The organism is Paenibacillus popilliae ATCC 14706, assembly GCF_000315235.1.
GTDB lineage: Bacteria > Bacillota > Bacilli > Paenibacillales > Paenibacillaceae > Paenibacillus_B > Paenibacillus_B popilliae.
Genome location: NZ_BALG01000026.1, coordinates 40,054 through 55,738, shown reverse-complemented (window position 1 = coordinate 55,738; position 15,685 = coordinate 40,054). Strand labels below are relative to the sequence as shown.

The 15,685-nt window shown below is 51.4% G+C and carries 13 protein-coding genes; 6 read left to right on the top strand and 7 right to left on the bottom strand.

All coding sequences use genetic code 11. The annotated features are described in order from the left end of the window. Window positions 1-796: 796 nt before the first annotated feature. A complete protein-coding gene (gyrA, locus tag PPOP_RS03225; protein WP_006284615.1) occupies window positions 797-3,334 on the bottom strand; it encodes a DNA gyrase subunit A in 2,538 nt (845 codons plus the stop codon). Window positions 3,335-3,707: 373 nt separating this feature from the next. Between gyrA and PPOP_RS03220 the strand changes: the two genes are divergently transcribed. Then, window positions 3,708-4,475: a YheC/YheD family protein gene (locus PPOP_RS03220; protein WP_006284614.1), complete on the top strand. Its 768-nt coding sequence runs from the start codon at window positions 3,708-3,710 to the stop codon at window positions 4,473-4,475. A 77-nt stretch (window positions 4,476-4,552) separates the two neighbouring features. Here PPOP_RS03220 and gyrB read toward each other — a convergent pair whose 3' ends face one another. The 6 genes from gyrB to dnaA form a co-directional block, all read right to left on the bottom strand. After that, the gene (gene gyrB, locus PPOP_RS03215) at window positions 4,553-6,463 is read right to left on the bottom strand and encodes a DNA topoisomerase (ATP-hydrolyzing) subunit B (RefSeq protein WP_006284613.1); all 1,911 of its coding nucleotides are present in this window, start codon (window positions 6,461-6,463) and stop codon (window positions 4,553-4,555) included. 121 nt (window positions 6,464-6,584) lie between these two features. Next, the gene (gene remB, locus PPOP_RS03210) at window positions 6,585-6,830 is read right to left on the bottom strand and encodes an extracellular matrix regulator RemB (RefSeq protein ID WP_042227249.1); all 246 of its coding nucleotides are present in this window, start codon (window positions 6,828-6,830) and stop codon (window positions 6,585-6,587) included. Window positions 6,831-6,843: 13 nt separating this feature from the next. Continuing rightward, window positions 6,844-7,956, bottom strand: coding sequence for a DNA replication/repair protein RecF (recF, locus tag PPOP_RS03205; protein WP_006284612.1), 1,113 nt, complete (start codon window positions 7,954-7,956; stop codon window positions 6,844-6,846). 3 nt (window positions 7,957-7,959) lie between these two features. Next, window positions 7,960-8,184 carry a S4 domain-containing protein YaaA gene (gene yaaA, locus PPOP_RS03200; RefSeq protein WP_006284611.1) on the bottom strand — a complete coding sequence of 75 codons (225 nt, stop codon included), beginning with the start codon at window positions 8,182-8,184 and terminating at the stop codon, window positions 7,960-7,962. Between the two features lie 54 nt (window positions 8,185-8,238). Further along, entirely contained in the window at window positions 8,239-9,381 is a 1,143-nt protein-coding gene (gene dnaN / locus PPOP_RS03195; RefSeq protein WP_006284610.1) for a DNA polymerase III subunit beta, read from the bottom strand. Window positions 9,382-9,588: 207 nt separating this feature from the next. Next, complete coding sequence (dnaA, locus tag PPOP_RS03190; protein WP_042227246.1) at window positions 9,589-10,944, bottom strand: chromosomal replication initiator protein DnaA; 1,356 nt, start codon at window positions 10,942-10,944, stop codon at window positions 9,589-9,591. 786 nt (window positions 10,945-11,730) lie between these two features. Between dnaA and rpmH the strand changes: the two genes are divergently transcribed. The 5 genes from rpmH to mnmE all read left to right on the top strand — a co-directional run bounded on the left by rpmH (window position 11,731) and on the right by mnmE (window position 15,659). Next, complete coding sequence (rpmH, locus tag PPOP_RS19955; protein ID WP_006284608.1) at window positions 11,731-11,865, top strand: 50S ribosomal protein L34; 135 nt, start codon at window positions 11,731-11,733, stop codon at window positions 11,863-11,865. Window positions 11,866-12,193: 328 nt separating this feature from the next. Then, window positions 12,194-12,535, top strand: coding sequence for a ribonuclease P protein component (gene rnpA / locus PPOP_RS03185; RefSeq protein ID WP_006284607.1), 342 nt, complete (start codon window positions 12,194-12,196; stop codon window positions 12,533-12,535). A 94-nt stretch (window positions 12,536-12,629) separates the two neighbouring features. Next, window positions 12,630-13,403 carry a YidC/Oxa1 family membrane protein insertase gene (locus PPOP_RS03180; protein ID WP_042227245.1) on the top strand — a complete coding sequence of 258 codons (774 nt, stop codon included), beginning with the start codon at window positions 12,630-12,632 and terminating at the stop codon, window positions 13,401-13,403. Next, window positions 13,400-14,116, top strand: a complete 717-nt coding sequence (gene jag, locus PPOP_RS03175) for an RNA-binding cell elongation regulator Jag/EloR (RefSeq protein ID WP_006284605.1) — start codon at window positions 13,400-13,402, stop codon at window positions 14,114-14,116. The genes PPOP_RS03180 and jag overlap by 4 nt, the downstream gene beginning before the upstream one ends. A gap of 166 nt (window positions 14,117-14,282) precedes the next feature. Then, window positions 14,283-15,659, top strand: a complete 1,377-nt coding sequence (gene mnmE, locus PPOP_RS03170) for a tRNA uridine-5-carboxymethylaminomethyl(34) synthesis GTPase MnmE (RefSeq protein ID WP_006284603.1) — start codon at window positions 14,283-14,285, stop codon at window positions 15,657-15,659. The last annotated feature ends 26 nt before the right edge of the window (window positions 15,660-15,685 follow it).

Here is a 15,685-nt window from a genome sequence, read left to right as displayed (position 1 = left end):
CTCTTCACAAACATCACTCGTTGTTCAGTTTTCAAAGAACAATCTCATTTTTTCTTGCCGTGCCGCGCCTCTCAGCGGCGACTTATATAATATAACATGGCTAGAATCCGAATGCAAGTTTTTTTAAAAAATTTAAAGATTTTTAATCTATATCATACCCCGCTTACCGCCGTATTATTCACGCGCTTGATGCAGCCTGTACTGCCGTACTCCGCTTGACCATATCGCTTGATCCTAACAAGGAGATCAAGAAAAGAATAGAGTCCCTCTGCAAAAGAAACTCTATCTGAACAGAAACGATAGGATTTTGAAATCAGCCGTTCATTACTTTCTTAATCCACAGATTCGCTCCTCCAACAGATGCACGACTCGCCCATCCACCGATACCCACGGCGCATAGGATGCCGATCCTCCATGAAGACAATCTTGCCTACCCGGTCTCGTTCACTTGCACAGCGCTGCCCTGTGCAAGTACGTCACTTTTTTGGATGAACGTCGACACGAGCTGCGGGTCCAGCTTGCCGAACGATTCTTCCTGCAACTGCTCCAGATACGAAATAGGGAGAAGTGGCGCGCTTGTAGCCCCGATTCAGCTCATCGCATGGAACGCATCCTCGGAATTGTCTCTGGCCGGCACAGCCGCCGCCTTGCGGGAAGCTGCTTCGACAAATTCCGGAACCGACCGCAGGGGAGAGGTTAATAATAGACTGCATCAGGAAGCACTTCCATGGTGTAATAACCGTCTGATACATGTAAAAGGGGCGCATCTTGTGGGTATGCGCCCCTTCGTGTCAAATTAGGATGAAGGATGGTCTGCGCCGCCAGATGAATCGGCTACAGGTACATCTGCATCAGGACCATTTTTCTGGCCCGCCGGCTCCTCATCGCTGTCCGTCATTTCATCCTGTTCTTCATTCTTGTCGCAACGGCTGACGGTAGCTACACTGTCATCCTCCCGGATATTAATGAGCTTGACCCCTTGCGCATAGCGTCCCATCTGTGAGATGCCTGCCATGCTCATCCGGATAATGGTGCCGAGCGAGGTGATGATCATTAGATCCTCTTCCGGCTGGACGACCTTCAAGCCGATGACAGGGCCGTTTTTATCCGTCACGTTAATCGTCTTGATTCCTTTTCCCCCGCGGCTCTGGATACGATACTCGCTCATTGGGGTCCGTTTGCCGTAGCCCTTGGAGGAGACGATAAGGACATCATTGTCCTCACTGACGACGTCCATATCGATGACGAAGTCATCATCGTCGAGCGTAATCCCTTTGACGCCGGTAGCAGAGCGTCCCATAGAACGGACATCTTTTTCCGGGAATCGAATTGACATCCCATTCGATGTCCCCATTATGATCTCCTGCTCCCCATCCGTCAGACGAACCCCGATAAGATCATCGTCTTCTCTAAGGTTGATGGCAATGAGTCCGCCTTTGCGGATATTAACATAATCATCCAACGGCGTCTTCTTCACGATCCCATAACGAGTAGCGAAGAACAAGAACTTGTCCGCTTCGAACTCCTTCACCGGAATGACGGCGTTGACCGCTTCTCCCTGTTCGATCTGAATTAGGTTAATAATCGGCGTTCCGCGCGAAGTGCGGCTCAAGCCAGGCACCTCATATGCCTTGATGCGATACACCTTGCCTTTGTCGGTGAAGAACATTAAGTAGTGATGCGAATTGGTGACGAACAGATGCTCGACGAAGTCGTTATCCTTCGTATCCATTCCGACTACGCCTCGTCCGCCGCGCTTCTGGCTGCGGTACGTCGTAACCGGCAGGCGCTTGATGTAGCCGCTGTGGGTAATCGTGATAATAACATCCTCTTGCGGGATCAGATCCTCGTCGAGAATGCTATCTTCGCCGATCGTAATCTCCGTGCGGCGCTCGTCACCATATTTTTGTTTCACTTCTTCTAATTCGTCGTTAATAATATTCAACACCAGCTGTTCACTTGCCAGAATTTCCTTCAATTCGGCAATCTTCTTCATCAGCTCTGCGTATTCTTCTTCAATCTTCTCCCGCTCCAGACCGGTCAGGCGCTGCAGGCGCATATCAAGAATCGCCTGAGCCTGCTCAACGGATAGCTGGAAGCGGTTGATCAAGCCTTCGCGCGCGATATCGGCCGTTCGGGAACTGCGGATCAACGCGATCACTTCATCGAGATGATCAAGTGCCACGCGCAACCCTTCCAGAATATGAGCACGGGCTTCCGCCTTCTTCAGATCGAACTCGGTGCGGCGGCGAATGACGTCGACCTGGTGCTCCAGGTAATAGTAGAGCATATCCCGCAGGTTCAACACGCGCGGCTCCTGATTGACGAGCGCCAGCATATTGATGCCGAAGTTCGACTGCAACGCCGTATGCTTGTACAGATTGTTCAGTACGACGCTCGGATTGACATCCCGGCGCAACTCGATCACGACCCGCATGCCGTTGCGATCCGATTCGTCGCGCAGATCCGTAATGCCCTCGACCCGCTTCTCGCGGACCAGTTCGGCAATCTTCTCGACCAGCCGCGCCTTATTGACCTGATAAGGCAGCTCATGAACGAGAATGCGGGCTTTGCCGTTATGCTCTTCAATCGTTGCTCTCGCCCGCATCGTAACCGAACCGCGCCCGGTCATATACGCTTGGCGAATCCCTTCGCGGCCCAGAACCAGTCCAGCCGTCGGGAAATCCGGCCCCTTGATATAATCCATCAGCTCAAGCGGCATAATTTCCGGATTGCGGATAAGCGCCTGGACGCCGTCAATGACCTCTGTCAAATTATGAGGTGGAATGTTGGTCGCCATACCGACCGCAATCCCCGATACCCCATTGACAAGCAGGTTCGGGAACCGCGCCGGCAGCACGATCGGCTCCCTCTCTTCCCCGTCATAGTTCGGGGCGAAATCTACTGTATCTTTATTAATGTCACGCAGCAGCTCCACCGCAATCTTGGACAGACGCGCTTCGGTATACCGCATCGCTGCCGCGAAGTCCCCATCTATCGAACCAAAGTTCCCGTGACCGTCGACCAGCATATAACGCAGAGAGAAGTCCTGCGCCATGCGCACCATCGTCTCATAGACCGCCGAATCACCGTGAGGATGATATTTACCGATGACTTCCCCGACAATTCTTGCCGACTTCTTATATGGCTTGTCCGGCGCCATGCCGAGTTCGGACATCGCATACAATATCCGGCGGTGAACCGGCTTCAGTCCGTCGCGCACATCCGGCAGCGCACGGCTAACAATGATGCTCATCGCGTAATCGAGAAAAGATTCCCGCATCTCCATGCCGATGTCGCGATCTTTAATTTGCGATTGTTTTTCTTCCGCCATGCTGGACCTCCTCATCATTCTTGTTCACAGCGTCCACAATGTATGGCAAAAAGCAATGAGTTTGCTTAACAAGCGAAAACGGCTCCATTGCCCTGATCGGGATCGAACCGTTTCCCTGTATGAATAAGAGCAGCCGTCCTAGTGAGCTGCCCATTATCCACCAAGTCCATATCCACGCTATTTTCATTATATTACTTTCACAAAAGATGTACAATTAAACGTTACGCCAAATGAACCATAAACCGAACGATTCCTTTCGCTAAATGGGCTATTGTTCTTTTCAAATCGACTTATGACAACATATCCTTTATTATACCATACTTGACTACTAGAAAAGATGACGCACTCAGGTTTGATCGGAAAGGGTGGTTGAATGGCCATACGACGTGTTGCCAGTAAGTTGAAAAAAACGCTGGTCTTGCAGCGCTCCGCTGAGCTTAATGCGTTCATTCCAGAGACGCACCCCTTCACGGATAACCATCTGCAGAGCATGCTCGAGGCGCATGACATGGTCTATGTGAAGCCGAATCGGGGTACCCATGGTTATGGCGTAATGCGGGTGGTCCGGAAGGAAGAGGGGTATCATCTGATGGCCAAGACGCAGGTGTTCCGTTATTCCACGTTCGAAGAATTGCACCGCGCGCTCGTCAAACGAATCGGATCCAATCCTTATTTGATTCAGAAGGGAATTCATCTTCTCACCTATGAAGGCAAAAATTTCGATATTCGTGTTCTGACGCAAATAAGCCCGAAAGGCTGCTGGGTATCGACAGCCGTGTTCGGTAAAGTGGCCGGCTCCAGCAATGTCGTCACTAACTTCAGTTGCGGAGGCAAGCTGGCTGATATTAACACGCTCCTCAAAAACAACATGGCGGAGGAAGAAAAGCTCCGCCTGATCGCCCTGCTCAAGCAGTTGGGAGTAGAGACGGCGGCCCAACTAGAAAAAAAATTCCCCGGCCTCAAGGAAATCGGGTTGGATGTCGGGCTGGACGAAGACCGCTATCCGTGGATATTCGAAGTCAACACGAAGCCGGATATCACCGCGTTCCGGAACATGAATTTCAGTCAGTGCGATTACCGCCGCATCCGCAAATATGGTGTCGCCTACGGTCGACTCCGCACACGCAAACGCTTCTCTTAATCATCCCGCGGCGTGACGGGCAATGTACCAAAAAAAACCGGTCCTTACAGGACCGGGCGGGGCTTGCATGCTGCCGCTTAAAAATCAAGATTTTTGACAAATTTGGCATGGCGCTGAATGAAATCGCGGCGCGGCTCCACATTATCGCCCATCAATGTGTCAAACACTTCGTCCGCCATTTTCGCATCCTCGAAGGAGACTTGAAGCATGGAGCGGCTCTCGGGATCCATCGTTGTCTCCCATAGCTGCTCGGCATTCATCTCGCCGAGGCCTTTGTAGCGCTGCACGTTGACTTTGGCGCCCTCGCCAAATTCGGCAATAATCTCGTCTCTCATCTTCTCGCTGTCCGCGTACCGGACGACCTTGTTCCGCTCGATCTTGAAGAGCGGCGGCTGCGCGATATAAACGTAGCCCGCCTCGATAAGCTTCCGCATGTAGCGGTAGAAGAACGTGAGAAGCAGCGTCCGGATATGCGCGCCGTCTACGTCGGCATCCGTCATAATAATGATTTTGTGATAACGGGCCTTCTCCAGATCGAAGTCCTCACCGATCCCGGTGCCGAGAGCCGTAATGATCGCCCGGATTTCAGCATTGGACAAGATTTTGTCCAGACGGGACTTTTCGACGTTCAAAATTTTCCCCTTAAGCGGAAGAATCGCCTGGAAGTGGCGATCCCGGCCCTGCTTGGCCGAACCGCCCGCAGAATCCCCCTCGACGATGAACAGCTCGCACTGGGAGGCATCCTTGGATGAGCAGTCCGCCAGCTTGCCCGGCAGCGAGCTGACCTCAAGCGCGCTCTTCCGACGGGTCAATTCCCGGGCACGGCGGGCGGCTTCCCGCGCGCGCGCCGCCTGCAATCCCTTCTCGACCACCTTCCGCGAGATGGCTGGATTCTCATCCATAAATTCCATCAGCCGCTCGGCGAACAAAGACTCGACGATGCTGCGCACTTCGCTGTTCCCCAGCTTCGTCTTCGTCTGGCCTTCGAATTGCGGTTCCGGAATTTTGACCGACACGATCGCCGTCAAGCCTTCACGCACATCATCCCCGCTTAAGTTGGACACATTATCCTTCATCAGGTTCATTTTGCGCGAATATTCGTTAATGATCCGTGTCAGTGCGCTCTTGAATCCGGACTCATGGGTCCCACCTTCATGTGTATGAATATTATTGGCAAAGGAATAAATATTTTCCGTATAGCTATCGTTATACTGAAGGGCAATCTCGCATGTAATATAATCTTTCTGCCCCTCAACATAGATCGGCGGCTCATGCATTCTTTCCCGGTTGCGGTTCAAATATTCAACGAATTCGATAATCCCCCCGTCGTATTTGAATATCTCTGTCTGGTTGGTCCGCTCGTCCGTGAGCACCATTTCAATGCCTTTATTCAAAAACGCCAGCTCGCGGATACGAGAGATCAGCGTCTCATAATCATAGACGAGCGTATCGGTAAAGGTTTCGGCATCCGGCTTGAAGCGAATCGTCGTCCCTGTCTCGTCGGTGTCACCGAGCACTTTCAGATCATACTGAGGCACACCGCGACGGTACTCCTGCTGATAGATATGGCCGTCCCGCTTGACCGTCACGATAAGGCTCTCCGACAATGCGTTGACAACGGACACCCCTACGCCGTGCAGACCTCCGGACACTTTATAGCCTTCGCCGCCGAACTTCCCGCCAGCGTGAAGCACCGTCATGACGACCTCTATGGCCGGACGCTGCATCTTCTGCTCGATACCAACCGGAATACCGCGTCCGTTATCAATGACCGTGATACTGTTATCTTCATGCACGATCACTTGAATCTTCGTACAGTAACCGGCCAACGCCTCGTCAATACTGTTGTCGACCACTTCCCATACCAAATGATGAAGCCCTCTGACGCTAGTAGAACCAATATACATCCCCGGACGCTTACGAACCGCTTCCAGGCCCTCCAGGACCTGAATCTGGCTCTCATCATAAGTGTTTTGATTCAATGACATGCCCTCACCTACTTCTTATTTTTCAGTTCTGCTGCTAGTTCATCCGCTATACGATGCGGCTTGCAGGCATTTCCGGCGCCCTCCGGCACCAGACGATCCGCCAAGCGAAAGTGTCGTATGCCTACTCGTTGTAATGACGTGCCCGCTTCTTCAGCGTAGTAGATGAAATGGGCGAAAAGTAAACCTTTCCTTTCGTGACGACGATCGACTTGGCTTCCTCCTCGCCTATCGCCTCTACCCTTTTGACCTTATGGGCATTCGCCACGAATCGCTTGGACAGCTTCGATGATTTCTGAATCGAAACATCGAAAATCGCGACCAGTTCCGAGGAACGAATGACCTTTTCCCCACCCAGGTGAATATACAATCGGACTTCCCCCTTAACGCATGACTTGCCCATTTTCCACGTGGAACATATTTGCATCCTGAAGCCGGCCAATGTTGATGCCCTCGATGCCCGTCGTCGTGATGAACGTCTGAACTTTGCCTTGAAAGGTCTCAATGAGCTGCGTCTGGCGGTGCAAATCGAGCTCGGATAACACATCGTCCAGCAGCAGCACGGGATATTCACCGATTTCTTCATGCATCAGCTCAATCTCGGCCAGCTTCAAGGACAAGGCCGTTGTTCGCTGCTGACCTTGCGAACCGAACGTTTGCACTTCTTTGCCGTTAATGAAAAAGGCGAGATCGTCCCGATGCGGCCCGACAAGCGTAATGCCGCGCCGCACCTCCTGGTCTTTCATTTGTGTTAACTTTAACATAAATTGTTCAAATAAAACAGCGTCATCTTCTTCCGCCGCCATGAAGGAAGGCACATACTCGATCCGAAGCGCTTCCTGCCCGTTGGTGATGCCTGCATGAATCTGCTCGGCCCAATCTTGCAGCTTTCGTAAATATTGTTTCCTCTTTATTACAACTTTAACACCATTGACCACAAGCTGTTCGTTAAAAATCTCGAGCATCGTATCCGACTGTGCACCGGGCTTGGTCCACATCTGCTTCAACAAGTTGTTGCGCTGAATCAGCACCTTCTGATACTGCTGCAAATGGTACAAATAGTTCGGCTGAACCTGGCCTATCTCCATATCAAGAAAGCGTCGGCGAATGCCTGGAGAGCCCTTGACGATCTCCAGATCCTCCGGCGCGAACATGACGACATTGAGCGCGCCGATGAAGCCGCTCAGCTTTTTCTGCTCCAGCCCGTTCAGCTTCGCCTTCTTGCCTTGCCTGGAAATGCTCAGATCGAGTTGGACCTGGCCGTATTTCCGCTCTACGCTCGCCTTGAGCGAGGCGTGATCTGCTTCCCAGCCGATCAGTTCCTTGTCCTTCGAGGTACGATGCGACTTGGTCAAGGCGAGCACGAAGATGGCTTCCAGCAAATTGGTCTTACCCTGGGCATTATTGCCGACGAAGATGTTGACCCGGTTGTTCGTATCCAACTCCAGGCCCTCATAATTGCGGTACTGCTTCAGCGCCACGGATGTAACGAACACCAGCTATGCCTCCTGCACGGTAGAGACGCGGAAAGCGCCGCAGCCTTCTACGTTCACGGTATCCCCCGCATACAGCTTCCGCCCCCGGCGGGATTCCGGCTCTCCGTTGACCTTAACCTGATTCTCGGCCAGGATCACCTTGGCGTGTCCCCCGGTCGAAGCGCAGTCCGCAAGCTTCAGGAATTGACCGAGCGTAATATAGTCCGTATGAATCGTAATCTCGTTCATGATCGTATCCTCCTTGGCAGCCTCCCTGCGGCTGCGCTCCCCTGCCTGCTCCGATTAATTGGTCGTCCGGTATGGCAGAATGAGATGAAGGCTGTTCACCTTCTCCGTTGGTTTAATGATAATCGGACTCATAGCGCCCGTAAATCCGATGAAAATATGCTCGCATTCAACGACCTTCAACACGTCGAGCATATATTTGGAGTTGAACGCAATGCGCAGCGGTTCCCCGTTGAATTCCTTGACATCCAGATGCTCGGTGACCCGCCCTAGCTCTGAGGAACTCGACGAGATCTCGATTTTGCCGTCTTCCTTGGTCTGCAGACGGACAATGTTCGTCTTCTCCTCGCGCGACAGCAAATAGGCGCGGTCGATCGCATCCGTCAATTTTTTTGTATCCAAAACAAGTTCTGTTTTATACTGCTGCGGAATAATCTTGGAAGTATCCGGATAAGTGCCGTCCAAAATTCGCGAGTAAAACAGAACGCGTTCGATCTTGAACAATACTTGGTTGTCGGCTACAACGATGTCGACAATCGTATTCTGATCTGGAATGATCTTGCTTAATTCGCTAAGCGTCTTGCCGGAAATGACGACATTGTTGAAGTGGATCTCTTCTTCGGCTTGAATATCGGCGATGCGGCTGGCCAGACGGTGACGATCCGTAGCAACGAACTTGAGGTTCCCCTCTTGTAAACTCCACAGCACGCCAGTCAAGATCGGTGTCGTCTCATTGGTGGAAATCGCGAATACCGTCTGCTTGATCATCGTCTTCAACAAATCGCCGTTCACGCGAATGATCTCGTTCTCCTCAATGCTTGGCAGCACCGGATATTCTTCCGGATCGAGGCCTACCATCTGGATGTCGGTCGAACCAGAACGGAGAAAGGTCTGAAAATGATCTTGGACTTCAATTTCAATGTCTTGGGACGGAAGCTTCTTAATAATCTCGACAAAAAACTTGGCCGGCAGCACGACACTGCCCGGCTTGTCCACCTGGACAATCGTCTGGCGGTCATCCTCCACTGGAATAAAGCATTGAATCGAAATGTCGGTATCACTGGCCGTCAAAGTGACGCCTTGGTAGGTCACGTCCATCTTAATTCCGGTCAAAATCGGAATTGTCGTCCGGCTGGAAATCGCCTTTGATACATTTTGTATCGCTTCATTCAGTTCATTTTTCAATATGGAAAGTTTCATCTCGTCACTCCTTAACGCTATTATGCGCTGTGATTCATGAGAAGCGGAATTCGCTCGCGTCGTTAGTCGTTATATGATGATCTATATTAATCTTTTTAAAGTAATAGTAATAGTAGGGATGCTGAATATGTGGATAACTATCCGGAATACGCATAAAGTAAAGCCTATCCACATGTGTATAGATTGTGCATAGGCTTGTTATGTTGTTCACAGCGTCAGATTTTTGATTTTGTCGATTAGGTTCTGAACCACTTTGTATAATTCCTGATCTTGCTGTATGTTTTGAGTAATTTTTTCATGCGCATGGATGACAGTTGTATGATCCCGGCCGCCGAAGGCTTCCCCTATTTTGGGCAAGGAGTAATCGGTCAGCTCGCGGGAGAGATACATGGCGATCTGCCGTGGGAACGCGACGGCCTTCGTCCGCTTTCGCGCCTTGAAATCCTCCATCTTCATCCCGTAGAACTCGCCTACCTTTTGCTGGATGTCCTGTATCGTAATCATGCGCGGACGGCTGGACGGAATGATATCCTTCAGCGCTTCCGCCGCTAGATGGGTCGTTATATCCTGGTTCGTCATCGTCGAGAACGCAACGACCCGGGTCAAAGCCCCTTCCAGCTCACGAATGTTCGTATTGATCTGGTTCGCGATATATCCCATCGCTTCATTCGGAATATCGAGGTTCTCCGCCTTCGCCTTTTTGCGCAGAATCGCGATTCTCGTCTCCAAATCAGGGGGCTGAATATCGGTAATCAGACCCCATTCGAACCGGGAGCGAAGCCGTTCCTCCAGCGTTTCGATCTCTTTAGGGGGACGATCGCTTGAGATGACGATCTGTTTATTTTCGTTATGAAGCGCATTGAAGGTATGGAAAAATTCTTCTTGCGTCGATTCCTTGCCGGCGAGAAACTGAATGTCGTCGACGAGCAAAATGTCGACATTCCGATATTTATTGCGGAAGCCCTCCCCCCGGTTATCCCGGATCGCATTGATGAATTCATTGGTGAACTTCTCAGAAGTGGTGTATACGACGCGGCTCGCCGGATTATGCTCCAAAATGTAATGGCCGATCGCATGCATCAAGTGGGTCTTGCCCAAGCCGACGCCCCCGTACAGGAACAACGGGTTGTATGCCTTGGCCGGCGCTTCCGCCACCGCGAGCGAAGCGGCATGGGCGAAACGGTTGTTCGAGCCAATGACGAACGTATCGAACGTGTACTTGGGGTTGAGCATGGTGGAAGCCGGCTCATCCTGAACGGCAGGGCGGGCCGGGGGGCTCTGTGGCTGCGGAATGTCCGGTTCCGCGTGGGCCGCCTCCTCGATGATGAACTTGACGTCCACCTGATTGCCCGTAATTTCTAAGATAGTTGAGCTAACCAGCTTCGTATAACGGCTTTCAAGCCATTCTACCGCAAATGTGGTCGGTGCGGTAATCAGTAGTTGCGTGTCCGTAAACTTGATCGCTTGCGTGGCTTTGAACCAGGTATCGAAGCTCGGTTTGCTAAGCTTGGTCTGGATGACGGACAATATTTCCTGCCAATGTTCATTCGCTTGGCGCTCCACAGATCGTTTCACTCCTTCAAACCTTCTGCGTCGTCAGGCGACGCGATAACCGGCGTGCTTCGCCGTTCCTTAAAAAAAGGACAAGGGCCCCGACAAGACGCAATAAGGGCTCTCCAAGGCACAGAAAGCCCTTATAAGGAAGGGCGTATTGTCGGGGTCTATGCTGACATGTTATGACGGCGTTCGGCTTGCGCGCTGCCGCGAAGCGAACGGGCACGACGTCGGGATATAGCGATTCGAATACTATATTATCCACAATATCAAGAAGATGTCGAACCGTATATAAACGTTATAATCGAGTTGTTCACAACTTTATCCACAGGATGTTGATAACCAAATATCCACAGCGGGTATTCACAACCGAAAAACAATATAATCATAGCAGAAGAAGCCTTGTTTTTCAATGATGCCTCGATAATTATCCACAAACTCAATAACTTGTGTACAATAATTATGCACACCACAAGATATTGTTTATAACTTGTTGCCATTCGACATGAGTGGACATTGTGCATAAATGGTTGTGCACAAGCCGTCATGGAAACCTGTCGATTTCTCGTCCGTTTTGCACATGTGAATAACTTCGTGGCAGGGTGGGAATGCAAATCGGGTTGCGGACAAGTTCCGGAGATAGCCGTTCTATGATTGGGAAAGGAGGGGCCCAACGTCATCATTGACTTTTAAGTGGGATTCTGTTTTAATGTAAAAAGGAATTTTGTGCGAAAGTGTGAACTGACGCAATCAATGGGACTCCCATGACATATCTCATTCGAGGAGGTGCACTCGTTGAAACCAACATTTAAGCCAAATGTGAGCAAACGTAAAAAAGTTCACGGTTTCCGTAAAAGAATGAGCACGAAAAACGGCCGTAACGTTATTGCTGCTCGTCGTCAAAAAGGCAGAAAAGTACTGAGCGCATAAGACGCGTGAATGCAAGACCACCACGGTGGTCTTTTTTTCTTACAAGGGGACCGCTGCGATTCAATCACCTCTATAATATAGAGACCGTTCAATCTGCAATATGAGGGGTCAAGAGGATAGCGATCTGCAGTATAGAACAAGCCATGAATGTCCTAACAGAGAGGCCGGCAGCGGCAAGGGGCAACAGGGTCGTTTTTGCTTGTTTCCGAATCATCTGCTGCCGCGGCAGTCGGTGATCGTTTATTCCGCCTGGCGGAAGCATATACTTGGTTAATGGAATGCCGGCAGAGATTATTGCAGGTTTCGTGAGAAGGGCAGGAGTAAGCGCGTGCACAAAAAGTACCGGTTGCGGGAACGCACCGATTTTTCACGGGTATACCGTTATGGCCGTTCCTTCGCCAATCATCAATTGGTCTTATATGTTTTCCAACGTCCGCAGGTGGAGAGGTTCCGCGTAGGGGTCTCGGCCAGTAAAAAGATCGGCAACGCGGTCATGCGCAATCGCATGCGGCGAATGATCAAGGAGATTGTGAGACGGGGGGCCGATCGGATTATCGATCATGTCGATTTGATTTTTATCGTCCGCAAAGGCGCGACCGAGATGAATTACGATCAATTGACGAAGAGCGTATATCATGTGATGCGCAAGGGATCGGTGTTCAAGCCATAGGCAAGTAGACAGCGGCTTGGACCGTTTCCTTTAGCGTTTAAAATATGATATATTTACTTTGGAATCGGATGGATCAAGAGAGGAGTTTTTGCTATTGTCGCTGAAGAAGTTGTTTCATAATCGTAAATGGCTTTTCGTGGCGGTATCCGTGCTGTTGCTGGTTGTACTGACCGGGTGTACGACATCGACCACGACATTGAAGACAGAAGACTTGCTCAATGGGAACTTCTGGGAGCGCAACGTCGTCTATTATTTCTCGTTCGCTCTGGATACGTTTGCAGGATGGTTCAAGGGAGAATACGGCCTCGCCATTTTGCTGCTTACGATCATTGTCCGATCTCTTATTTTACCGCTCACCGTGAAGCAGATGCGCAGCTCCAAGGAGATGCAGAAGCTGCAGCCGAAGCTTAACGAGATTAAGAAGAAGTATGGCGACAATCCGCAAAAGCAGCAAGAAGAGACGATGAAGCTGTTCCAGCAGCATAATGTCAACCCTCTGGCCGGCTGCTTGCCGATGATTATTCAGATGCCGGTATTTATCGCGCTGTACAACTCGATTTATATGAACTCGGAAATTCGCGAGCACACGTTTTTATGGCTCAAATTGGGACAAAGCGACCCGTACTACGTGCTGCCTATCGTCGCTGCATTGACCTCGTTCATTCAGACGAAGATGATGAGCGCACAGCAAAAAGGGCCAAATCCGATGCAGTTCATGCTGTACGTGTTCCCCATCTTGATTTTTGTCATGTCGATAAACTTCCCGGCGGCGCTGCCGCTCTACTGGATATATAGCAACCTGTTCACGATCGTTCAAAATTATTTCCTTTATCGCAATAATGATAAGGAGGTTAGTCCGTCGAAATGAACACGCTGATTGTATCGGGAAAAACGATCGAAGATGCAATAAAAAACGGATTGGCGCAATGGAAGGTGGCGGAAGATCGCGTCACCGTCCGCGTATTGGAGAAGCCTTCGCGCGGATTGTTCGGATGGATTGGGGTGCGCCCGGCCACCGTGGAGCTGACGCTGCTTGAGAAGCCGCCGTCCCCGAGCCCTGCTGCGGGAGCGAAGGCGGAGGAAGAGGCGGCGCTGCCAGGCACCGAAGCCGGGGTAGAAGCTGCGGAGCAAGGCCCCGATCCAATCGAAGAGGCGAAACGGTTCATTATCAACGCGACCCGGGCGATGGGTTTAGAAGTGGACGTATCTGTGCGCAAGCGCAAGGACACCGTATTGTTCGACCTTAGCGGATCTGATCTCGGACTCATCATCGGGCGCCGGGGCCAGACCTTGGATTCGCTGCAATATTTGACGGGTCTGGTCGCTAACCGTTATTCTAAGCACCACCTTCGAATAATTCTTGATGCAGAGCAGTTTCGCGAGCGACGGAAGAAAACGCTGGAAGCGCTGGCCGACCGGTTGGCGAACAAGGCGGTTCGCAACCGACAGGAGGTCGTGCTGGAGCCGATGACGCCGCAGGAGCGGAAGATCATTCATGCCAAGCTGCAGGATCATCCGAGAGTGAAGACCTCCAGCAAGGGCGTGGAACCGAATCGGTGCATCGTTATTTCCGTGAAATAATCCGTATGGTATGATCGGAATATTCATTATTATATAGACGTGGAATTCAAGCACGAATGCAATGATTGCGCCGATGTCGGGGGTAATCATTGCTTTTTTTTAACAAAATTCGATGTCCGGTATAGGTATAGGATAGAAGGATGTGCGAAGACAGGAGGGAGTTCACATGATGTATGATACGATTGCAGCCGTCTCGACGCCGCTGGGCGAGGGTGGAATCGCGGTGATTCGGGTGAGCGGGGAAGGTGCGCTAAGCGAAGTGGAGAAGCTGTTCCCATCTAAGATGAAGCTGACCGAGGCGGACACGCATACGATTCATTACGGCCATATCGTCGATCCGAAGACCGGAGAGCGGGTTGAGGAGGTGTTGGTGAACGTGATGCGGGGGCCCCGCTCGTTCACGAAGGAGGATATTGTCGAGATCAATACGCACGGAGGGATGATTTCGATTCGCAAAGTCATGGATCTGCTGCTGGAGCAGCAGATTCGGGCTGCGGAGCCAGGGGAGTTCACGAAGCGGGCTTTCCTGAACGGACGCATTGACTTGTCGCAGGCGGAGGCGGTCATCGACCTGATCCGCTCGAAGTCGGATCGGGCTTTCTCCGTGGCGATGAAGCAGGTGCAGGGCCATCTGTCGAAGAAAATCAATGTGCTGCGCCACACGCTCATCGAGACGCTGGCCCATATTGAGGTAAATATCGATTATCCGGAGCATGACGTGGAAGAGTTGACGAGCGCCTTCATCCAGGAGCAATGCGGCCAAGTCAAAAAAGAGATAGAACTGTTGTTAAAGATGGCGTCCGAGGGGAAAATAGTAAGAGAGGGCATTGTTACGGCGATTGTCGGGCGCCCAAATGTAGGGAAGTCGTCGCTGCTCAATACGCTGGCCCGGGAGAATAAGGCGATTGTCACGGATATTCCCGGCACGACGCGCGACGTGATCGAGGAATTCGTCACTATTAACGGCATACCGCTTCGCTTGCTGGACACGGCCGGTATCCGGGAGACGACGGATATCGTCGAGCGCCTCGGCGTGGAGCGTTCCCGCAGCGCCCTGCTGGAGGCGGATCTGATCCTGTTCGTTGTGAATCACAACGAGCCGCTGCACGAGGATGAGCGGGAATGGATGAAGGAATTTGTGGGTAGACAAGTGATTGTAATTGTGAATAAAATGGATCTGCCTCAACTTATCGAGATAAGCGAACTGGAAAATACGTTCGGCGCAGACGCCATTGTCCGCATGTCGGCGAAGGAGCAGGAGGGCGTGGACGCCTTGGAGCAGGCGATCTCGGCCCTGCTCTTCAGCGGCGGCATCGAAGCGGGAGATCCGACGTATGTGAGCAATGTGCGCCATATTGCGCTGTTGAAGAAGGCGTTCCAGGCGCTTGATGATGCGATAGACGCTTCCCGTCAAGGCATTCCGATCGATTTGATTCAGATCGATGTGCGGTCGGCCTGGGAGCAGTTAGGTGAAATTATCGGCGATGCCGCCGGCGATTCGCTGATTGATCAAATATTTTCTCAATTCTGCCTCGGCAAATAAGAAGGCGGGACGAAGAGGGGAATAGA

Coding starts and splice junctions, on each gene's coding strand:
- gyrA (WP_006284615.1), bottom strand. CDS start 3,334: ATGGCGGAAGAAAAACAATCGCAAATTAAAGATCGCGACATCGGCATG.
- PPOP_RS03220 (WP_006284614.1), top strand. CDS start 3,708: ATGGCCATACGACGTGTTGCCAGTAAGTTGAAAAAAACGCTGGTCTTG.
- gyrB (WP_006284613.1), bottom strand. CDS start 6,463: ATGTCATTGAATCAAAACACTTATGATGAGAGCCAGATTCAGGTCCTG.
- yaaA (WP_006284611.1), bottom strand. CDS start 8,184: ATGAACGAGATTACGATTCATACGGACTATATTACGCTCGGTCAATTC.
- dnaN (WP_006284610.1), bottom strand. CDS start 9,381: ATGAAACTTTCCATATTGAAAAATGAACTGAATGAAGCGATACAAAAT.
- jag (WP_006284605.1), top strand. CDS start 13,400: ATGAACACGCTGATTGTATCGGGAAAAACGATCGAAGATGCAATAAAA.
- mnmE (WP_006284603.1), top strand. CDS start 14,283: ATGATGTATGATACGATTGCAGCCGTCTCGACGCCGCTGGGCGAGGGT.